This is a genomic window from Myxococcota bacterium (assembly GCA_035498015.1).
Taxonomy (GTDB): Bacteria; Myxococcota_A; UBA9160; order SZUA-336; family SZUA-336; genus VGRW01.
On the sequence record DATKAO010000209.1, the window covers coordinates 1 to 20,251 of the forward strand.

Annotated in this window: 18 protein-coding genes; 11 read left to right on the forward strand and 7 right to left on the reverse strand. The window is 71.9% G+C overall.

Features of this window, described 5'->3' with window-relative positions; all coding sequences use genetic code 11:
- Positions 1–120: 120 nt before the first annotated feature.
- Positions 121–828 (reverse strand): 16S rRNA (uracil(1498)-N(3))-methyltransferase, encoded by a 708-nt coding sequence (locus VMR86_18400; GenBank protein ID HTO09027.1) that lies wholly within the window; start codon positions 826–828, stop codon positions 121–123.
- A gap of 27 nt (positions 829–855) precedes the next feature.
- Here VMR86_18400 and VMR86_18405 point away from each other — a divergent pair, with 27 nt between their 5' ends.
- Positions 856–1,860 (forward strand): zinc-dependent alcohol dehydrogenase family protein, encoded by a 1,005-nt coding sequence (locus VMR86_18405; GenBank protein HTO09028.1) that lies wholly within the window; start codon positions 856–858, stop codon positions 1,858–1,860.
- Here VMR86_18405 and VMR86_18410 read toward each other — a convergent pair.
- Complete coding sequence (locus VMR86_18410; protein ID HTO09029.1) at positions 1,823–3,091, reverse strand: dipeptidase; 1,269 nt, start codon at positions 3,089–3,091, stop codon at positions 1,823–1,825. The two genes, VMR86_18405 and VMR86_18410, sit on opposite strands and share 38 nt — an antisense overlap.
- A 51-nt stretch (positions 3,092–3,142) precedes the next feature.
- On the opposite strand from VMR86_18410, the gene VMR86_18415 reads away from it, so the two are divergent.
- From VMR86_18415 to VMR86_18425, 3 genes are read left to right on the forward strand one after another with little or no spacing between them, the layout of a single operon-like run.
- Positions 3,143–4,759 carry an acyl-CoA synthetase gene (locus tag VMR86_18415; protein ID HTO09030.1) on the forward strand — a complete coding sequence of 539 codons (1,617 nt, stop codon included), beginning with the start codon at positions 3,143–3,145 and terminating at the stop codon, positions 4,757–4,759.
- The gene (locus VMR86_18420; protein ID HTO09031.1) at positions 4,756–5,229 is read left to right on the forward strand and encodes a DUF4440 domain-containing protein; all 474 of its coding nucleotides are present in this window, start codon (positions 4,756–4,758) and stop codon (positions 5,227–5,229) included. Before VMR86_18415 ends, VMR86_18420 begins: the two co-directional genes overlap by 4 nt.
- A complete protein-coding gene (locus VMR86_18425) occupies positions 5,226–5,765 on the forward strand; it encodes a hypothetical protein (protein HTO09032.1) in 540 nt (179 codons plus the stop codon). The genes VMR86_18420 and VMR86_18425 overlap by 4 nt, the downstream gene beginning before the upstream one ends.
- Here VMR86_18425 and VMR86_18430 read toward each other — a convergent pair.
- Positions 5,749–6,912 carry a steroid 3-ketoacyl-CoA thiolase gene (locus VMR86_18430; GenBank protein ID HTO09033.1) on the reverse strand — a complete coding sequence of 388 codons (1,164 nt, stop codon included), beginning with the start codon at positions 6,910–6,912 and terminating at the stop codon, positions 5,749–5,751. The genes VMR86_18425 and VMR86_18430 overlap by 17 nt on opposite strands.
- Before the next feature lie 281 nt (positions 6,913–7,193).
- Between VMR86_18430 and VMR86_18435 the strand changes: the two genes are divergently transcribed.
- From VMR86_18435 to VMR86_18460, 6 genes are all read left to right on the forward strand, one after another.
- Complete coding sequence (locus VMR86_18435; protein HTO09034.1) at positions 7,194–9,020, forward strand: 2-oxoacid:acceptor oxidoreductase subunit alpha; 1,827 nt, start codon at positions 7,194–7,196, stop codon at positions 9,018–9,020.
- Entirely contained in the window at positions 9,017–10,048 is a 1,032-nt protein-coding gene (locus tag VMR86_18440) for a 2-oxoacid:ferredoxin oxidoreductase subunit beta (GenBank protein HTO09035.1), read from the forward strand. The genes VMR86_18435 and VMR86_18440 overlap by 4 nt, the downstream gene beginning before the upstream one ends.
- A 214-nt stretch (positions 10,049–10,262) precedes the next feature.
- Positions 10,263–11,366: a Nif3-like dinuclear metal center hexameric protein gene (locus VMR86_18445; GenBank protein HTO09036.1), complete on the forward strand. Its 1,104-nt coding sequence runs from the start codon at positions 10,263–10,265 to the stop codon at positions 11,364–11,366.
- A gap of 278 nt (positions 11,367–11,644) precedes the next feature.
- On the forward strand, positions 11,645–12,334 hold the full coding sequence (locus tag VMR86_18450; GenBank protein HTO09037.1) for a hypothetical protein: 690 nt from the start codon (positions 11,645–11,647) through the stop codon (positions 12,332–12,334).
- 52 nt (positions 12,335–12,386) lie between these two features.
- The gene (locus tag VMR86_18455; protein HTO09038.1) at positions 12,387–15,035 is read left to right on the forward strand and encodes an ankyrin repeat domain-containing protein; all 2,649 of its coding nucleotides are present in this window, start codon (positions 12,387–12,389) and stop codon (positions 15,033–15,035) included.
- Positions 15,036–15,171: 136 nt separating this feature from the next.
- The gene (locus VMR86_18460; GenBank protein HTO09039.1) at positions 15,172–15,975 is read left to right on the forward strand and encodes a helical backbone metal receptor; all 804 of its coding nucleotides are present in this window, start codon (positions 15,172–15,174) and stop codon (positions 15,973–15,975) included.
- Here VMR86_18460 and VMR86_18465 read toward each other — a convergent pair.
- Positions 15,972–16,781 (reverse strand): SPFH domain-containing protein, encoded by an 810-nt coding sequence (locus VMR86_18465; GenBank protein HTO09040.1) that lies wholly within the window; start codon positions 16,779–16,781, stop codon positions 15,972–15,974. The two genes, VMR86_18460 and VMR86_18465, sit on opposite strands and share 4 nt — an antisense overlap.
- 2 nt (positions 16,782–16,783) lie before the next feature.
- Complete coding sequence (locus VMR86_18470; GenBank protein ID HTO09041.1) at positions 16,784–17,251, reverse strand: hypothetical protein; 468 nt, start codon at positions 17,249–17,251, stop codon at positions 16,784–16,786.
- A gap of 336 nt (positions 17,252–17,587) precedes the next feature.
- Between VMR86_18470 and VMR86_18475 the strand changes: the two genes are divergently transcribed.
- Complete coding sequence (locus VMR86_18475; protein ID HTO09042.1) at positions 17,588–18,490, forward strand: alpha/beta hydrolase; 903 nt, start codon at positions 17,588–17,590, stop codon at positions 18,488–18,490.
- Between the two features lie 7 nt (positions 18,491–18,497).
- On the opposite strand, the gene VMR86_18480 is transcribed toward VMR86_18475, so the two are convergent.
- A complete protein-coding gene (locus VMR86_18480; GenBank protein HTO09043.1) occupies positions 18,498–19,427 on the reverse strand; it encodes a TIGR03619 family F420-dependent LLM class oxidoreductase in 930 nt (309 codons plus the stop codon).
- Positions 19,424–20,221, reverse strand: a complete 798-nt coding sequence (locus VMR86_18485; GenBank protein ID HTO09044.1) for an enoyl-CoA hydratase — start codon at positions 20,219–20,221, stop codon at positions 19,424–19,426. Before VMR86_18485 ends, VMR86_18480 begins: the two co-directional genes overlap by 4 nt.
- Between the last annotated feature and the right edge of the window lie 30 nt (positions 20,222–20,251).

Sequence of the window (20,251 nt, forward strand, 5' to 3'; positions counted from 1 at the left end):
CCGGCGATTCCGCCGTAGATCTCGCTGGAGGGGTAGATGAAGCCGCGGTTCAGGCAGAGCGCGACGATCTTCTCCATGAGATCCATAGGCGGGCGACTATCCCAACGGGGACTTTCGGTGTCAATCCGCGAGCTTCGACAACAGCGCCACCACCGCGGTCTCCACGCGCAGCACGCGCGGGCCGAGCCCGACCCGCTGCGCGCCGGCAAGGACGAGCGCCTCGAGCTCGCCGTCGAGGAAGCCGCCCTCGGGACCGACCACCAGCACGCAGCGGCCCGCCGGGACGGGCGCCGCCGGCGCATGACCCGGGTGCGCGGCGAGCACCGGAACTCCGGCGGCGAACGCGGGCAGTGTCTCGGCGGCGAAGCGGCGGAAGCTGCGCTCGTGCTCGACCGTGGGCACGAGCGTGTCGACCGCTTGCTCGAGGCCCAGTGTGAGCTGCTCGTGCAGCGCTTCGGGCCGCAGCGCCGAGCTCTGCCAGTAACTCTTCTCGACGCGCGCGCTGGCGAAGAACAGGAAGCGTTTCACGCCCAGCGCCGCGCCCTGCTGCAAGACCTTGCGCACGCTGGGCGGGCGCGGCAGCGCGAGCGCCAGCGCGGCGGGGTGGGGCGGCGGAGGCTCCCGGTCGAGCGTGACCTCGAGCTCGAGCGCCTGCGCGTCGATCGCGGCCACGCGCCCGCGGCCCAGCCGGCCGCCCAGCCGGCCCACCACGAGCTCGTCGCCGGGCTGCGCGCGAAGTATCTCGCGCGCGTGGCGCAGGCGCCGCCCGTCGACCCGCACGCGGCCGGGCGCCGTCTCGTCTTTCGCGTCGAACAACAGAACGTTCAACGCGCGCGAGTGTAGGATCTGCCCGCGATGCGCGCGTGGGTCGTCGAGCAGCCGGGCCCGATCGAGACCAGCCCGCTGGCGCGCCGCGATCTGCCCGAGCCCGAGCCGGGCCCGGGCGAGATCGTGGTCGAGGTCGACGTGTGCGGCGTGTGTCGCACCGACCTGCACGTGGCCGAGGGCGAGCTCGCGAGAAAGCGCCCGGCGATCGTGCCCGGTCACCAGATCGTGGGCCGGGTCTGCGCGCGCGGCGCCGGCGCGCACCGCTTCGCAGCGGGCGCGCGCGTGGGCGTGGCCTGGCTGTGGCGCGCGTGCGGAGTGTGCGCGCAGTGCCGCGCGGGCGCCGAGAACCTGTGCCGCGACCCGCGCTTCACCGGCTGGGACGAGCACGGGGGCTACGCCGAGCGCGTGCGCGTGCCCGAGGACTTCGCCTACGCGCTGCCCGAGTCACTCGCCGACCAGGCGGCCGCGCCGCTCTTGTGCGCGGGCATCATCGGCTACCGCGCGCTCCGGCGCAGCGGCGTGCGGCCCGGCGGCACGCTCGGCCTGTACGGCTTCGGCTCGTCGGCGCACATCGCCCTGCAGGTCGCCAGACACTGGGGCGTGCGCGTGTTCGTCGTGACTCGCGAGGCGACGCACCGCGCGCTGGCGCTGCGGCTCGGAGCCGAGTGGGCCGGCGACCTGGGCGAGCGTCCGCCCGAGAAGCTCGGCGCCGCGGTGAATTTCGCGCCGGTGGGGACGCTCGTGCCGCCGGCGCTCGAGGCGCTCGCGCCCGGCGCCACGCTCGCCTGCGCCGGCATCCACATGAGCGCGGTGCCCGCGCTCGACTACCAGAAACACCTGTTCGAGGAGCGCTCACTCACCAGCGTGACCGCCAACACTCGCGCCGACGGGCGCGAGCTGCTGGAGCTGGCCGCGCGCATTCCGCTGCGCCCCGAGACCACGGTGTTCGCGTTCGCACAGGCCAACGAGGCCCTGCGCGCCTTGAAGCAGGGACTCATTGCGGGCTCGGGGGTGCTGCGGGTTCGGGTCTGACGTCCGAGCCACGCTCCCGCTCGCGTTCCGCCTCCAGCTCCACCTCGCGCATCGTGCGCAGCAGGTTCTCGCCCAGCACCTTGGTCACGACCGCCTCCGACCAGCCGCGCCGGAGCAGGCCCTGGGTGATGTTGGGCAGCAGGTTCACCTCGTCGAGCCCGACCGGGAAGCTGACCACGCCGTCGAAGTCCGAGCCCAGGCCCACGTGGTCCTCACCCGCCACGCGCAGCGCGTGGTCGAAGTGGTCGAGCAGCTTCTCGAGCGACCCCTGCGGCACCGGGTCCTTGGCCGCGATCTGCTTCATGCCGTCGCCCAGCTTCCGGAAGTCACCGCCCGACGAGTCACGCAGCGCCGCGAGCTCGGCGCCGTGGCGCGTGAACCAGTCGGCGATCTTCACGGCCGCGTCCGGGTCGGTGTAGCCCGGGTAGTAGTTGATCATCACCACGCCGCCCTTGGCCGCCAGCGCGCGCAGCATGTCGTCGGTCAGGTTGCGCGGGTGGTCGAAGACCGCGCGGCACGAGGAGTGACTCGCGATCACCGGCGCTTGCGAGGCTTTGAGCGCGTCCCAGAAGGTCTGGTCCGAGACGTGCGACACGTCGACCATCATGCCCAGCCGGTTCATCTCGTGGACCACCTCCACGCCGAAGGGCGTGAGCCCGCCGTGACCCGGCGGCAGCGGCTGCCCGGTGCCGGCCGAGTCCGCCCACGAGATGTGGAACGAGTGAGTGAGCGTCATGTAGCGCACGCCCAGCCGGTAGAAGTCGCGCAGCACCGAGAGCTTCTCCTCGATCATGTGGCCGCCTTCGACGCCCATGAGCGAGACCAGCTTGCCCTCGGCCACCCCGCGGCGGATCCCCGCCACGTCGGTCGCCACCACCAGGTCGTTGGGATAGCGCCGGGCCAGCTCCCACACGGCGTCGATCCGTTCCATGGCCTCGCGGATCGCCCGGCCATCGCCCTGCACGTTCCCGACCCAGATCGACCAGAACTGCACGTCGAGCCCGCCCTCCCGGGCCCGCGGCAGGTCGATCCGCACGTCGGACTTGTCGTGCCGGGCGGCGAAGTCGAAGGCCGGGTCCTGGAAGCGCGGGGTGGTGTCGGCGTGTGTGTCGACCACGATCGCCGCGCGGTGCAGGCGGGCGGCGCGCGCGTCGGGGTCCTCGGCGAGCGGGTGGTCGCAGCCCATTCCCAGGCAGACGGCCAGCAGTCCGAACGCAGCTCGACGGGTCACAGAGCGCACCTCCTCTTTCGGGTATCATGCGCCGCGCGGGAGGGGACTCGCATGACGGCACCCAACTGGAACTTCGGTGACATCCTGGACGGGCTCGACGCGGCGCTCGACGGCGACGCGCCGGCGCTGATCCACGGCGACCAGACGATCTCGTGGCGCGAGCTCGGCCGGCGCTCGAACAACCTGGCGCGCGCGCTCCAGGCGCGCGGCGCGCAGCCCGGCGACAAGGTCGCCTTCTACCTGCGCAACCGCCCGGAGTACAGCGAGTCGCTCGCGGCCTGCTTCAAGGCGCGGCTGGTGCACGTGAACGTGAACTACCGCTATCTCGACGAGGAGCTGCGCTACATCATCGACAACTCGGACGCGAAGGTCGTGATCTTCGACTCCGAGTTCTCCGACCGCGTGCAGCTGCTCAAGCCCAGGCTGCCGCACGTGGCGGCCTGGGTGCAGGTCGGCGACGGGCCGCAGATCGGCGAGCCCTACGAGTCACTCGCGGAGTCGGGCGACGGCCGGCCGCTCGGCCTGCGCCGCAGCGGCGAGGATCTGCTGTTCCTGTACACCGGCGGGACCACCGGCATGCCCAAGGGCGTGATGTGGGCGGCGAATGACCTGTGGCACGCGCTCGGCGCGGGCGCGAACTCGCCGGCCAACGCCGGCGTCGCCCCGGCCACGCTCGAAGAGCACGTCGCGAACGCGGCCAAGCTCGGCGGAGTGACTCGTCAGATCCCGTGCTGCCCGTTGATGCACGGCACGGGCCTCTTCACCGCGATCGGCACGCTGGTCTCCGGCGGCTGCGTGATCACGCTCGCCGGCAACAAGTTCGACTCCGCGGAGCTGTTCGACACGGTCGAGAAGCACGGCGCGAACTCACTGGTGATCGTCGGCGACGCGTTCGCCAAGCCCATGCTGAACGCGCTCGAGGAGAACCCCGGCCGCTGGGACCTGTCGAGCGTGAAGCTGATCGTGTCGTCCGGGGTCATGTGGAGCACCGAGGTCAAGAAGGGCCTGCTCAAGCACCACGGCGGCATGCTGCTCACCGACTCGTTCGGCTCCTCGGAAGCCGTGGGCTTCGGCGTCTCGGTCATGTCCGCGGCCGGCGAGGTGCGCACCGCGAAGTTCACGATCGGGGACCGCTGCAAGGTGTTCACCGAGGACCACCGCGAGGTCGCGCCCGGCTCGGGCGAGAAGGGCTTCGTGGCGCGCAGCGGCCCGATCCCGGTCGGCTACTACAAGGACGCGGAGAAGACCGCGAAGACCTTCCCCACGATCAACGGCGTGCGCTACTCCATCCCGGGCGACTGGTGCATCGTGGAGGCCGACGGCACGCTCACGCTGCTCGGCCGCGGCAGCGCGTGCATCAACTCGGCGGGCGAGAAGATCTACCCCGAAGAGGTCGAGGAGGCGCTGAAGACGCACCCCGACGTCGAGGACGCGCTGGTGGTGGGCGTGCCGGACGACCGCTGGGGCAACGCCGTGGTGGGCGTGGTGCAGCTGCGCGGCGGCGCCGTGGCCGACGAGGAGAAGCTGCGCGCGCACGTGAAGGAGCGCCTGGCGGGCTACAAGGTGCCCAAGCGCGTCTTCCCGGTGCCCGCGATGTTCCGCGCGCCCAACGGCAAGGCCGACTACAAGTCGGCACAGGCCTTCGCCGCCGGGCAGTACGCGCCGTGAGGCGCGCGGCGGCGCTCGGGCTCGGGCTCTGCCTGCTGGCTTCGGCGGCCCGCGCGGGCGGCGACCCGACCGCGATCGTGCGCGAGGTCGGCGAACGCTTCGGGAAAGCCTGCGGCGCTCACGACGTGAAGGCGGTGCTCGCACTCTACCGCGCCGACGCGCGCGTGGTGTACCCGCTGGCGGGCGAGAGCGCGGCGGACCCCAAGGCGCTCGAGAAGCTGGTGTCTGAGACCTGCGGCCAGGACGGCCCCAAGCTCGAGCTCGTGGGCTACAAGGCGGTCTGGGTCGACGCGAGTCACACGGTGATCGCGTCGCTCGGCGACTGGAACATGACCGCGCCCGGACCGGACGGGAAGCCCGCGGTGACTCCGATCCGCGCGACCGAGGTGATCGTCAAGACCAAGGGCGGCTGGAAGTACGTCGTCGACCACGCCTCGATCGGAGCGACTCCGCCGCCTCCCGCGAAGTGAGCGAAGCGCCCTACGCGCCACCGGCGGCCGAGCTGGGCGCGGGCGGCGGAGCGCGCCCGTTCGCCCCGTTCTTCGCGGTGAGTCAGCCGAAGCTCCTGCTGCTGTCACTCACCACGCTCGGTCTCTACGAGTTCTGGTGGCTGCACCGGAACTGGCTGGCGTTTCGCGAGCGCTCGGACCGGCGCATCAGCGCGTTCTGGCGCACGTACCTCGCCTTCCCGTTCTTCATCTACCCGCTGCTCGCGCGCATCGAGCGCGAGGGCAGGGCGCACGGCCTGCGCATGGCCGTGCCGGCCTGGCTGTGCGCCGCGCTGTACGTGCTGATCTACGTGCCCGTGCGGCTCAGCGTGGTCGGGGTGTTCGTGCCGAGCATTCCGCTCATGCCGGCCAACGCGCTCCTTGCCAGGCTCAACCAGACGCTCGAGCCCCGCGCTCCAGCGCGGGTGCGCTGGAGCTGGCTCGACGTGAGCTGGGTGTGTCTCGTGGGCGCCGGGGCCGCGCTCGCCGTGCTGGGCTCGTTCAGAGCCGCTCGATGATCGTCCCCGTGCCCAGGCCGCCGCCGCAGCACATCGAGATCAGGCCGTAGCGGCCGCCCGTGCGCTCCAGCTCGTGGAGCGCGGTCGTGATCAGCCGCGCGCCGGTGCAGCCGGTCGGATGGCCGATCGCGATCGCGCCGCCGTTCGGGTTCACGCGGTCCTCGACGGGCTTCACTTCCTTCATCCACGCGAGCACGACCGAAGCGAACGCCTCGTTCACCTCGTAGACCGACATGTCCTCGATCTTGAGCCCCGCGCGCGACAGCACCTTGCGCGTGGCCGGGATCGGGCCCTTCAGCATGGTGACCGGGTCGCAGCCCACCAGCACCGAGTCGACGATGCGCGCGCGCGGCTTCACGCCCAGTCGCTTCACCCCCTCGGCCGAGGCCAGGATCACGGCCGCGGCGCCGTCACTCACCTGCGAGGAGGTGCCGGCGGTGTGCAGGCTCTGGCCGGCCACGGGCTCGAGCGCGGCGAGCTTCTCGAGCGAGGTCTTGCGCAGGCCCTCGTCGCGCGTCACGCGCACGATCTCGCCGGTCGGCTTGCCTTCCTTGTCGACGCCGGGCGCCGACACGGGGATGACCTCGCGTTCGAAGCGCTTCTCGTCCCACGCGCGGTTGGCGAGCTCCTGGCTGCGCAGGCCGAAGCGGTCGACGTCGGCGCGCGTGATGCCGTACTCGTTGCCGATCATCTGTGCGCCGGCGAACTGCGAGGTCGGCTGGTAGTGCTCCATGTAGCTCTTGGGGATCGGCATGCCGCCCTTCATGGCGGCCCCCAGCGGCACGCGGCTCATCATCTCGAGGCCGCACGCCAGCGCGATCTCCTCGAGGCCGGAGCCGACCAGGCCGGCGGCCAGGGTGGTCGCCTGCTGGCTGCTGCCGCACTGGGAGTCGACCGTGGTCGACGCCACGTCCATCGGCAGGCCCTTCGAGAGCCAGGCGATGCGCGCGATGTTGAAGGTCTGCTCGCCCACCTGCGAGACGCAGCCGCCGACGACCTGGCCGATCGCCTCGGCCGGAACGCCGCTGCGGTCGAGCGCCGCCTTCTGGACCGTTCCCAGCAGGTCGGCGGGGTGCATTCCCGCCAGCCCTCCGCCGCGCCGGCCGATTGGACTTCGCACTGCCTCGACGATGTAGACTTCGCGCAACGTGGTGACCCCCTTGGTTGGTCGGGCAATCTACACGCCGGGGGCCAGGGGACTCAAGGCGCCAGCCAGGGGCATCACAGACGGGCGCAGGCGGTTGTGGGCCGACGTGGCGCGCGTAATCATCACGACCCCGCCCTAGACGGAGGTCCCCAGGGGCGCTGCATCGAGCGCCTCGGGGAACACGCAAAGAGGTAATGGCACAAGACGACGGGCATTCGGACGGGCCAGCGAACGGAAGCTCCTCGGGCCCCCAGCGGCCCAAACGACGCCTCGATTCGGTAGTGATTCGCTTCGCGGGTGACTCCGGCGACGGCATGCAGCTCACCGGGACCGAGTTCACTCGCACCGCGGCGCTCTACGGGAACGACATTGCGACCTTCCCGGACTTCCCGGCGGAGATTCGCGCGCCCGCGGGCAGCCTCGCCGGCGTGTCGGGCTTCCAGCTGCAGTTCTCGTCCAACGAGATCTTCACCGCGGGCGACGCGCCCGAGGTGCTGGTGGCGATGAACCCGGCCGCGCTGCGCACGAACCTGGCCGATCTCGAGCCCGGCGGGCTCCTGATCGTGAACACGGGTGCGTTCAAGGCCAAGAACCTGGAGCTCGCCGGCTACGAGAGGAGCCCGCTCGACGACGGGAGTCTCTCGAAGTACCGCGTGATCCCGATCGACTTCACCAAGCACGTGACCACCGCGCTCACCGGCACGGGCATGTCGAGCCGCGACATCGCGCGCACCCAGAACTTCTTCGCGCTGGGCATCCTGTTCTGGATGTACGGGCGCAATCCCGAGCCCGAGATCGAGTCGATCAAGAAGAAGTTCAGCAAGAACGCGCAGCTCTCCGACGCCAACGTGAAGGTGTTCCAGGCCGGCTACCACCTGGGCGAGACACTCGAGCTGTTCGACGCGCGCTACGAGGTGCCGCCGGCGAAGCTCGAGCACGGTCACTACCGCAACATCACCGGCAACGAGGCCACGGCGCTCGGGCTGGTGACTGCGGCCAAGCTGGCCAACCTGCCGCTCCTGTACGCGAGCTACCCGATCACCCCGGCGTCCGACGTGCTGCACAACCTGGCGGGCTACGCGCGCTACGGCGCGACCACCTTCCAGGCCGAGGACGAGATCGCGGCCGTGGGCGCGGCGATCGGCGCGTCGTTCGGCGGCGCGATCGGAGTCACCGGCACGTCCGGCCCCGGCTTCGCGCTGAAGCAGGAGGGCATCGGGCTGGCGGTGGCGGTCGAGCTGCCGCTCGTGGTGGTGAACGTGCAGCGCGCGGGCCCGTCGACGGGCATGCCGACCAAGACCGAGCAGGCCGACCTCCTGCAGGCGATCGTGGGCCGCAACGGCGAGTCACCGATCGCGGTGGTCGCGCCCGCCACGCCCGCCGAGTGCTTCGACATCGCGATCGAGGCCGTGCGCCTGGCGGTCGAGCACATGTGCCCGGTGGCGTATCTCTCGGATGGGTCACTCGCCAACGGCGCCGAGCCGTGGCAGCTGCCCGACCCCGAGGACCTCGAGCCGATCCGCGCCTCGTTCCGGACCGACCCGGAGAACTTCGCGCCCTTCCTGCGCGACGCGCGCCTGGTGCGGCCCTGGGCCATTCCCGGCACGCCCGGCCTCGAGCACCGCATCGGCGGGATCGAGAAGGAAGACGTGTCGGGCAACATCTCCTACGACCCCGAGAACCACGAGCACATGGTGCTCACGCGCCAGGCCAAGATCGACCGCATCGCCGACCGGCTGCCGCCGGCCGAGATCGACGGCCCGGCCTCGGGCGACGTGCTGGTCGTGGGCTGGGGCGGGACGTTTGGCGCGCTGCGCCAGGCGACCTTGCAGCTGCGCGCCGAGGGCCACGCCGTGGGTCATCTGCACCTGCGCTATCTCAACCCGCTCCAGTCCAACGTGGGCGAGCTCCTGCGCCGCTACCGGCGCGTGGTGGTCGCGGAGCTGAACCGCGGCCAGCTGCGCTCGCTCCTGCGCGACAAGTATCTCGTCGACGCGCGCGGCTTGAACAAGATCCAGGGCAAGCCGTTCAAGGTGCGCGAGGTGGTCGAGGCGGTGCGCAAGCTCCTGTCTCCGTCGGCCGGCGTGCGAGAGGGGTTGCACTCGTGAGTGAAGTCATCGCGAACGGCGGCGAGCACCGGAAGCTCACCAAGAAGGACTTCGAGAGCGACCAGGCCGTGCGCTGGTGCCCGGGCTGCGGCGACTACGCGATCCTGGCGCAGATGCAGAAGGTCATGCCCGAGCTCGGCATCCCGAAGGAGAAGATCGTCTTCATCTCGGGCATCGGCTGCAGCTCGCGCTTCCCGTACTACATGGACACCTTCGGGTTCCACACCATCCACGGCCGCGCGCCGGCGATCGCCACGGGGCTGAAGCTCTCGCGGCCCGAGCTCAGTGTCTGGGTGGTGACCGGCGACGGCGACGCGCTCTCGATCGGCGGCAACCACCTGATCCACGCGCTGCGCCGCAACGTCGACCTGAAGATCCTCTTGTTCAACAACAAGGTGTACGGACTCACCAAGGGCCAGTTCTCGCCGACCTCCGAGATCGGCATGAAGACCAAGAGCTCGCCCGCAGGGTCGGTCGCGCGCCCGTTCCGCACGCTGTCACTCGCGCTAGGCGCGGAGGCCACGTTCGTGGCGCGCGCGGTCGACACCGAGACACAGCACCTGCAGCAGATGATCTCGCGCATGGCCGAGCACAAGGGCTCCGCGCTGCTCGAGATCTACCAGAACTGCCCGGTGTTCAACGACGGCGCTTTCGACGAGCTGAAGGACCGCAAGACCAAGTCCGACCACCTCTTGTTCCTCGAGCACGGCCAGCCGCTCGTGTTCGGGCCCGACGACGAGAAAGTCGTGAAGCTCGACACCGAGCGCACGCGCCTCTACGTGGCCAAGCGCGGCGAGCCCGGCGGAGTGGAGATCACGCACGACGAGGCGGTGGCGGACCCGGGCCTCGCGCTCCTGCTCGCGCGCTGCACGCCGCCCGAGTTCCCGACGCCGATCGGCGTGCTGCGCGCGGTGTCGGAGCCGACTTTCGAGGATCAGACGCTGGCCCAGAACCGGGCGGCGATCGCGGTACGCGGCGAGGGGACGCTCCAGGAGCTCCTGTACGCCGGCGACCGCTGGGACGTCTAGAGGAGAGCCGCTGCGATGGAGCCCAACTCGTTCGACCTGATGTACATGTTCGCTGCCACCTGTGGCGTGCTCTTCATCCCGGTGATCCTCGGGTTCGCCGCCGTCCTGCTCGAGCGCGAGTAAACACCCACCGCACCGCGCCGGAGCGTATTCTTCACGAGGCCCTCACCGCCGTGTCACGGCGGGTACGGGCTCGGTCGGTAGCATGGCGCGCGTGAGTCGACCTCGTGCGATCCGGGATCTGATCACCGCACTCGCGGCGCGCGCTCCGTTCGAGCGCGCGGCGGATTGGGACCCGGTCGGCTTGATCCTCGGCGACCCCGCAGGGCGGGTGCGCCGGGCCGCCGTGTGTCACGAGGTGACCGAGGGCGCGGTGGCCGCGCTCGAGGCCGACCCGCCGGACCTGCTGGTCTCCTACCACCCGCTCTTGTTCCGGCCCACCCAGCGCCTGGTCGCGGGTCCGACGCCCGAAGGCCGCGCCCTGCGGCTGGCGCGCGCCGGGGTCGCGCTCGCGGTCGTGCACACGAATTTCGACGTGTCTCCGGGCGGCACCGCGGACGCGCTGGCCGAGGCGCTCGGGCTGGGCGAGGTCGAGGGCTTCGGCGCCCTCTCGGGCAGCCCCACGCGCAAGCTCGTGACCTTCGTGCCGCCCGATGCCGCCGACGGGGTGCTCGAGGCCGTGGCCGAAGCGGGCGCGGCGCAGATCGGCAACTACACGCACTGCTCCTTCCGCGCGGAGGGCACGGGCACGTTCTTCGCGGCCGAAGGCTCCGCGCCCCGCGCCGGCAAGCGCGGCGAGCTCTCCCACGAGGCCGAGGTGCGGCTCGAGCTCGTGCTGCCGCCGGCACGCGAGGCCGAGGTGATCCGCGCGCTCCTGCGCGCGCACCCCTACGAGGAGCCGGCGTTCGACCTCTTCGAGCGGCGCGGCGAGCTGCACCCGGCCGGCCGCATCGGAGTGATTCCGGGCCTCTCGCTGGGCGAGCTCGCCGAGCGCGTGGCCGAGTCGCTGCAGGGCTCCGTGCCGCGCATCGCGGGCGACCGGGCGCGGCGCGTCTCGCGCGTGGCGGTCGTCCCGGGCTCCGGCGAAGACCTGGCCGAAGCGGCTCGGGCGGCCGGCGCAGACGTGCTGGTCACCGGCGACCTGCGCCACCACGCCGCGCGGCGCGCGCTCGACTCCGGGCTCGCGCTGATCGACGCCGGCCACGTGGCGACCGAGCGGCCAGGCCTCGAACGGCTGCTTTCGTTCGTCGCCTCACAGGGCATCGAAACCGCGAGCTTGCTCGACCGGGAGTGCGATCCCTGGAGCGGTGAGACGTGATGCGTGGGCATGTGACGAAGTCGAGGGAAGCTCGCTCGTGCCGGAGCTTTTCCCGCTTCTGTGCACATGTCTGCGCGCCACGGAATTTGTCCGAAAGGCACTAAAACATGGTACAAAGGTGGGTACTCTGGGCTTGTGGGCGATCTCCTACGCGACGTAGAATCTCGTCCACGCTGAATTCCCGGTCAGGAAACCTCGACCGGTGTAGGCGGGTTGGAAAAATCATGTATCAGCGCGCACTCATCTCAGCCTTCGTGTGTCTCGCAGGGGCCGCACAGATGGCGTCCGCCGCTCAGGTGAACCCGCGCACGCCCGTCACGGTGCAGGGCAGCACCACTCCGACTCTGCAGCAAATCCTCGACGGCCTGGTCGTGTCCGGGCCCGCGATCAACGCCAACAACTCGTCGGGGATCCAGCTCTGGGACAACACCTCGGGCCCGATGACCGCGCAGATCGTGGCCGACTTCACCGGCAAGTCGCAGGCCGTGAAGTTCGGCATCTACGACGCCGACGCTCCGGGCGCCGGCGTGCTCTTGCTCAACGACAACATGAAGCCCTCGGACATCGCGTCGGTGCTGTTCAACGACGACGCGTCGATCTCGGTCAAGGGCGGCAAGGGCGGCAAGAAGGGCAAGGGCTTCGACGGGCCGTTCGGCTTCTTCGCGAAGGTGCCCACTCACTCGAATACCGACCTGCCGTTCCTGTTCACCGAGGCCGATCTCAACGGCGGTCAGGTGTTCGCGAAGGTGTTCCAGGGCAACGGCCTGACCAGCCTGCAGTTCCCCGGCCTCGCGCCCGGACTGTTCCTCACGAGTCAGTTCCTGATCGCCTTCGAGACCAACAACGACGGTCAGTTCAACGACCTGATCGTGAGTGTCTCGGGCCTCGCGGTGCCCGAGCCCGCGCTCGGCCTGCTGCTCGGTCTCTCGCTCGCTGCGCTCCATGCGCGGCGCGCGCGCAGCGCCTGAAAACGATCTGAGGAGCCACGTGCGCCGGCTGCTCGTCTCTGCATTCCTTCTCGTGGCAGCCCTCGGCGTCTCGCCGGCGCGCGGCGCGGCCGTGAATTCCGACGGGGCGACGACTCGCCCCGACGCGTCGACCGAGGCGCGCGCAGCCGACTCGAGGCTGCTGGCGGCCGTGCGCAAGCAGGACGTCGACGAGGCGAGCGCGGCGCTCGCGGCCGGCGCCTCGCTCGAGTGCACGTCGGCCGAGGGCGCGACGCCGCTGATCATCGCGGCGCAGCTCGGCTCGGACGAGCTCACCGACCTGCTGCTGGTGCGCGGCGCCGCCGTCGACGCGCGTGACTCGGCCGGCTGGACGCCGCTGCTCCACGCGAGCGCGATCGGCTCGCGCGCGGTGGCGGCGCTCTTGCTCGCGCACCGCGCCCACACGGACCTGGCCGATCGCGACGGCTTCACGCCGCTCATGCAGGTGAGCGCGCGCGGCTACATCACGCTGCTGAAGCTCTTGCTCACGGCGGGCGCGAACGTGAACCTGCGCAACAACGCGGGACTCACTGCGCTGCACTTCGCGGCCGCGGAGGGCCGGCTGCCGATCGTGGCGATCCTGCTCGCGCGGCGCGCCGATCCGAACGTGACTTCGCCGCTGGGCCAGACGCCGATCATGATGGCCGCGGTGAAGGGCCGCACGGGCGTGGTCGACGCGCTGATCCACGCGGGCGGCAAGGTGAACGCGCGCGCCTCCGATGGCCAGACCGCGCTCATGTACGCCGCGGCCGCGGGCCGCACCTATACCGTGGGTGCGCTGATTGCCGACGGCGCGGAGATGGGGGCGATCGACGAGTCCGGCAAGAGCGCGCTCGACCACGCCCGCGCGGAGAAGCACGACGACATCGTGGCCTTGCTGGCGGGCCTGCAAGCCGACATGACCAGCAGCACCGATCCCGACGCCTCGGCCGACGCCGCTTTCCCGCGCACGCCGAACGGGTCACTCATCAGCGCGCTGCTGGCCAAGGGCGCCGACGTGAACGCGCGCTCGAGCGAGGGCAAGACCGCCCTCCTGCTCGCCGCCGAGAAGGGCCGCAGCGACACGGTGAAGAAGCTGATCGACAGCGGCGCGTCGATCGACGCGCCCGATACCGCGGGCGACACGGCGCTCGTGGCCGCGGCGCGCGAAGGCCACCGCGACGTCGTCGACGAGCTGCGCCGCGCCGGCGCCGATCTCTCCAAGGCCGATCCGTCGTTCCTGCTGCCCGAGCTGCGCGTCGCGAACGATCTCTTGGTCGACACCGCGGAGAAGGGCGACGTGAAGCTCTTGCAGACCATGATCGACAAGGGCGTCGACGTGGACGCGCACAGCAAGTCGGGTCAGTCGGCGCTCGGACAGGCCGCCTCCGCGGGGCAGCTCGACGCCGTGCGCGCGCTGCTCGCTGCCGGCGCGACCATCGACGACACCACCAACGCGGGTCAGACCCCGCTGTTCCGCGCCGCGAGCGAGGGCCGCAGCGACGTGGTGCGCGCGCTGATCAAGGGCGGCGCCGACGTGAACGCGCGCACCGCGGTCGGCACCACGGCGCTCCAGGTCGCGGCCTCGAACGGCTACGAGGCGATCACGCGCATCCTGCTCGAGGGCGGCGCGGACCCGCGCATCGGCGCGGGCGACGGCCAGACGCCGCTCGCGCGCGCCGCGCGCGAAGGTCACACGCGCATCGTCGAGCTCCTGGTCGAGCACGACGCGAGTCTCTCGGTGCGCGGCGACCCGGGTCGCATCGCGCTCGCGCGCGCCGCGCAGATGGGCCAGATCGAGTCGGTGAAGTCACTCCTGGCGGCGGGCGCGGACCCGAACTCGCGCGACCGCAAGGGCATGACCGCGCTGGTGCTGGCCGCGCAGGAGGGCAACACCGACGTCGCGCTCGCGCTGCTCAAGGCCGGCGCGAACCCGAACAGCAAGGCGCGCGGCGGGCAGACCCCGCTCATGCTGGCCGCCATGAAGGGCCGCAGCGCGGTCGTGAACGCGCTGCTCGCCGGCGGCGCCGAGATCGAAGCGCGCAGCTCGACGGGCCAGACCGCGCTCATGTACGCGGCCTGGAAGGGCCGCGTGCGCGTGCTGCAGGCCCTGCTGAACGCGGGCGCGAAGCTCGAGGTGCGCGCCGAGGACGGACAGACTGCGCTCGTGCGCGCGGTGCGCGAGGGTCACCTCGACGCCACGCGGCTCCTGCTCGACAAGCACGCCGACCCCAACGTGCGCGACCGCTCGGGCTGGACGCCGCTCCTGCTCGCGTCGGCCGCGGGTCACAGCCAGATCGCGGTGCTCCTGCTCGAGCGCGGCGCAGACCCGAACGTGAAGTCACCCGACGGCCGCACCGCGCTGATGATGGCGTCGATCCTGCCCGGCGCGAGCGACGACCGCGAGCGCCGCCGCCGCGAGAACAACCGCGCGCTGGTGCGCGCCGCGCGCGAGGGACAGACCTCGTACCTGCGCGCGCTGCTCGCCGCCGGAGCCTCCGCCGACACGCGCGACGACCAGGGCTGGACGCCGCTGCTCCACGCCTCGGCCGCCGGCCACGGCGACATCGTGGAGCTCCTGCTGCAGCGCGGCGCCGATCCCAACGCGCGTACCTCCGACGGCCTTTCCGCCGCCACGCTCGCCACCTCGCACGGCCACCCCGACATCGTGCGACTGCTGTTCAGCTCCGGCGCGCCTCAATGACTTATTGACTGCGTCCGCCTGCGGCTCACTGCGCGCGCCTGAGCTGTGATCGCATGGGCACCCGACCCATGCTCCGGCGCTTGCGGGGCCTCGCTCGGGGCGGCCTTCGCTCGGCGTTTTCGCGAACATCAGGGTCGTGGCCAACGAGAGAGACGCCCTGGGCCGGGAGTTCGAGTTCGCGGCCCCGCCGCAGCGCATCGTGTCACTCGTGCCGTCCTGGAGCGAGACACTCTTCGCGCTCGGAGCCGGTGACTCGCTGGTCGGAGTCACCGAGTACTGCGTGCACCCGGCCGAGGGCGTCGCCAAGCTCGCGAAGGTCGGCGGCACCAAGAACCCCGCGGCCGGTGCGATCGCCGCCCTGCGTCCCGACCTCGTGCTCGCGAACAAGGAGGAGAACCGCCAGCGGGACGTCGAGCGGCTGGAGGCCGCTGGCCTGCGCGTGTTCGTGACCTACGCGCGCACCGTGCGCGAGGCCGTGGCGGAGCTGCGGGCGCTCGGGCGCATTGCGGCGCGCGAGGCCGCGGCCGAGGCGATCGCCGCCGAGGTCGAAGCCCGGCTCGCGGCGCTCGCGCGGCCCGCCGGCGCGCACCGCCCGCGCGCCGCCGCGCTGGTCTGGCGCGATCCGCTCATGGCCGTGGGCGGAGACACTTTCGCAGACGACCTCGTGCGCTGCGCCGGTGCCGAGAATCCCTTCGCGGCGGCGCAGGGCCGCTATCCGCGCATCACGCGCGCCGAGCTCGAGGCGGCGGCGCCCGACGTGCTCTTGCTCCCGACGGAGCCCTACCGCTTCGAGGAGCGCGACCGGCTCGAGTTCCTGTCGCTCGCCTGCCCGGCGGCTCGCAGCGGCCGCGTGCACGTCGTCGAGGGTGAGCTTTTGTCGTGGTACGGCCCGCGCATGGCGCGCGCGCTCGACACGCTGGCGCGGCTGTTCGCCGACTAGCGGCCGTTCGGGAGCCGCGTGCCGCAGCTCGCGCAGAAGTGCGCGGACGGCGGCGAGTCGGAGCGGCGGCGCGCGCCGCACGACGGGCAGAAGGCCGCTTCCGCGGGCAGCGCGCACTGACAGGCCGGGCAATGCACGGTAGCGCTGGCGGGCGCGGCGCCTGGCCGCACGGCGCGCCGGTCGATCAGCTCCTGCACGGGCTCGGGCGGCGAGAGCGAGAGCAGGCGGAACTCGACCACGGTGACTCCGCGCGCGGCGAAGTGATCGGCGATCCGGGCCTGCGCGCCCGCCGCGATCTCGCCGTAGCGCTGTGCCAGGTCGAGCACGCTGTACAAATGACTCGACAGGTACTCCGCCAGCTGAGTCACGATCCAGCCGCGCAGCAGCTCCGACACCGCCCCGTTGGTGAACTCGGACAGGGCGGCCAGGAGCTCCTGCATGAAGCGCGCGGGGTCGGTGACTCGAAACGACCAGGTGCCGAACGCACGCAGCCCGAGCTCTGCCAGCTCGCCGTCGCGGAAGGCGATCGGCTCCAGCGCCGCCCACTTCTGGTTCACGAAGCCGCGCAGGCTGGCGAAGTACAGCTCGGCGCGCGCCGGCGCGGCGCAGGCCTCGGGCAGCGCGTGCGCGCCGACGCCGAGCACCTGCTCGACGCACCCGTCGCGCACCAGCACCGCCGCCTGGCCGTCCCGCACCAAGAGACGCGCACCGGCCGGCAGCGACGCGGCGCCGAGCTCGGGAAAGCGCGAGACGAGCGTCTCGGGCGAGCGGTCAAGACACTCGATGACTTCGGCCGGCTGCCCCATGCTCAGTTGGACCGCAGACCCAGGATGGCGTTGCGGCGGTCGGCCAGCGACAGGCCCAGCCGCTTGACCGCTCCGCGCAACAGCGGCGCGCTCAGCTCCCCCGCCGTCACCTGCGCCGCGAGCTCCGCGACCTGCACGGCGATGCGCTCGTCCTGCGCGTACAGCGCGTCGAGCCCCGGGCCGTCGTCGAGCTTCGCCTCCTCGAAGAAGCCGGAGTAGCCGCGGTCGGCGAAGCGCAGCTCGCCCCGGACCTTCTCCACGCAGGCGATCAGCTCCCGGGCTTCGTCCATGTCCTCGAGCGCGGCCTGCGAGATGCGGCCGCGCAGGTCGCCAGCGATGCGCTCCAGCCGGGCGGCGCCGTGGTCCCGGAGCAGCTGGTCGGCCTGCCGCCGGTGCTCGCGCTCGACGTAGCCGCGGAAGCCGGGCACGTGCGCGACGACCCGCTCCAGCGACCCGCGCTGCTTCGCCATCACGGCCCCCTCGTCCCCGCGTGCGTCCGGTTCGGCCGGCGGCTGGACCTGCTTGAGGCCCTGGCGCACAGGGGCGAAAGCGCCGGTCGGGTGGCGATCCACCCCCCATCGGACGCTGCGCATGAGAGTGACTTCAGGTGTGCGGGGTGCAACCGGGGCTGTCCGTCGAGTCCGCTTGGGTCCTCCACGGCTTCCGACTAGACTTGCCGGCGGGCAGGGCTTTTCCGCGCTCCCTTTCTCGGGGCCGCGGACACTATCTCTTTGCAGTCATTCTCTGCAGGGTTGGGTCGTCGTCCGGACTGCGGCCGCAATCCTCGCGAGTCAGGGACGGGACGAGTGACCGAGCGCTACTCCGCGGCCGTCGATCGAACGCTTCGCCTGCGCGACGGGCGGCAGATCGGCTTCGCCACGTTCGGAGATGCCGACGGCTTGCCGGTGTTCTACACGCACGGCACGTTCGGCTCGCGCCTCGAGGGGCGCATCGCGCACGTGGCCGCGCTCCACCGCCACGTGAGCCTGATTGCGATCGACCGGCCCGGCTTCGGTCTCTCGGACCGCCGGCCCGACTCACGACTCTCCGACTGGCCCTCGGATCTCGAGGAGCTCGCCGACCAGCTCGCGATCGACCGCTTCTCCATCCTGGGCGTGGCCGGCGGCGGGGCCTTCGCCCTGGCCAGCGCCGTGAAGCTGCCCGAGCGCGTGCGCTCGGTGGCGCTGGTGTCGAGCACCGCGCCGCACGACCGGCCCGGCGTGCTCGGCGGCATGGACGTGCGCGCGCGCATGGTGCTGCACGTGCTGCCGCGGCGCCTGTCGTGGCTCTCGCACCGGCTGCACGCGCGCAACGCGCGCCTGGCGGACCGGGACCCGCTGCGCCTGCTGCGCGAGGCGTCGGGCACGCTGCCGGCGTCGGAGCGCGGGTCGCTGAGCTCCCCCGAAGTCGCCTCGATCTTCATGGACGCCGCGTTCGAGAGCTTTCGCTCCGGCACCGACGGCATGGTGCACGAGCTGCGCATCCTGGCCGAGCCTTGGGGCTTCGCGCTGGAGGGCATCGAGGCGCCGGTCTTCCTGTGGCACGGCGAGACCGACCGGATCAGCCCGGTCGAGATGGCCCACGTGCTGGCACGCGAGATCGCGAAGTCGCAGCTCCAGACCATCCCGGACCGCGGCAGCGCGATCGCCGTCGATGTGATTCCCGACGCGATCGCGACGCTCGCGGCCTACGCCCGGCAGAGTGACTGAGCGGGGCTCAGGTCCAGCCGTGCGCCGCGGGCACGACCTCGGCTACGAGGCGCCGGGTCTGCTCCATGAGCTCGCTCTCGCTCTGCGCCAGGGGAATCAGCACGAACTTCGAGACACCCACGGCGCGATACTGCGCGATGCGCTCGAGCACCGTCTTCGCCTCGCCCAGCGCGAAGTAGGCGCCGGGGTCGAAGTCGGCGCCCGCGGAGCGCGCGCGCGCGGCGAACGCGCGCATCATCTGTGAGTCGTCGATCGAGCCCAGGCGGAACGCGAAGCTCGCGCCGTAGTGGTCGTCGGGGATCGGCCGGCCCGACTCGGCGCCCGCCTTCTTGATCGCTGCGATCACCGGCGCGACCTGCGCCGGTGTCTGGATGCCACCGAGCCAGCCCGTCCCCAGGCGCACGGTGCGCCGGACCGCGGCCGGGCTCGAGCCGCCGATCCACAAGGGCAGCGGCTGCTGCACGGGCCGCGGCGAGATCGAGACTCCCTCGTAGCGATAGAACTCGCCGCGGAAGTCGACCGAGTCCTCGCTCCACAGCCGGCGCGCGAGCTCCAGCACCTCGTCGGCGCGCCGCCCGCGCTCGGCGGCGTCGCGGCCGGTGGCGCGGAACTCGGGCGCCTTCTCGCCGCCCACGCCGAACACGGGCAGGAGTCTCCCGCGCGACAGCCAGTCGATCGTGGCGCACTGCTTGGCGAGCACGAGCGGGTCGCGCAGCGGCGCGACCACGGCGTTCATGCCGAACTTCAGCCGGTCCGTAGCGCCGGCCAGCGCGGCCATGGCGGCGAGTGACTCGAGGAACGGCTGCGGCGAGACCAGCCGGTCGGTCTGCCAGATCGAGTCGATGTCCGAGTCCTCGCACAGCTCGACCCAGTCGAAGAAGCCGCGCGCGCTGGCCGCGGGCAGAGTCGAGATGCCGATGCCCAGGCGAACCTTCACGTGGGCTCGCTCCGCACCTGGGTGCGGCCGCGCGCGCGTACGCCGACGCGCGCGCGCTCGACCGAGTCGGCCGTGACTGCCCGGTTGGCGGCGCCCGACAGCCGGCGCTCGGTCTCGAGTGACTCGCCGAACGGCTGCGCGAAGCCGGCGTCGATGATGCGCTTGTAGGCGCGCAGCCCCGCGTCGGGCACCGAGAGCATGTCGCGCGCCAGCGCCCGCGTGGCGGGCAGGAGCTCCGCGGGAGACACGACCCGGTTCACCAGGCCCCAGCGCTCGGCGGTCGGGGCGTCGAGGAAGTTGCCCGAGAGCGAGAGCTCCTTGGCGCGGTAGATGCCGATCGCGCGCGAGAGCTTCTGCGACAGGCCCCAGCCGGGCATGATGCCCACGCGCGCGTGCGTGTCGGCGAAGCGCGCCTCGCTCGAGGCGATCAGCACGTCGCAGGCGAGCGCGAGCTCGAAGCCGCCGGTGATCGCCACGCCGTTGATCGCGCCCAGGATCGGCCCTTCGAAGCCGGCCATGGCCGCGACGATGTCGACGTCGCCGCCCCCGCCGCGCGCGCCGCCGACGGGGCCCGCGCCGGCGCCCAGCTCCTTCAGGTCGAGGCCCGCGCAGAAGGCGCGGCCCGCGCCCGTGAGCACGATCGCGCGCACTGCGCGCTCCTGCGCCAGCTCGCGGAAGGCGTTCGCGAGCGCCGTGCGCAGCTCGCGCGACAGCGCGTTCATGGCCTGCGGCCGGTTCAGAGTGAGTGTCGCCAGCGCGTCTTCGCGCTCGATCCGGAGAACGGGTTCGCTCATCGGCGCATGATAGGGCCGCGACTCCTCGGG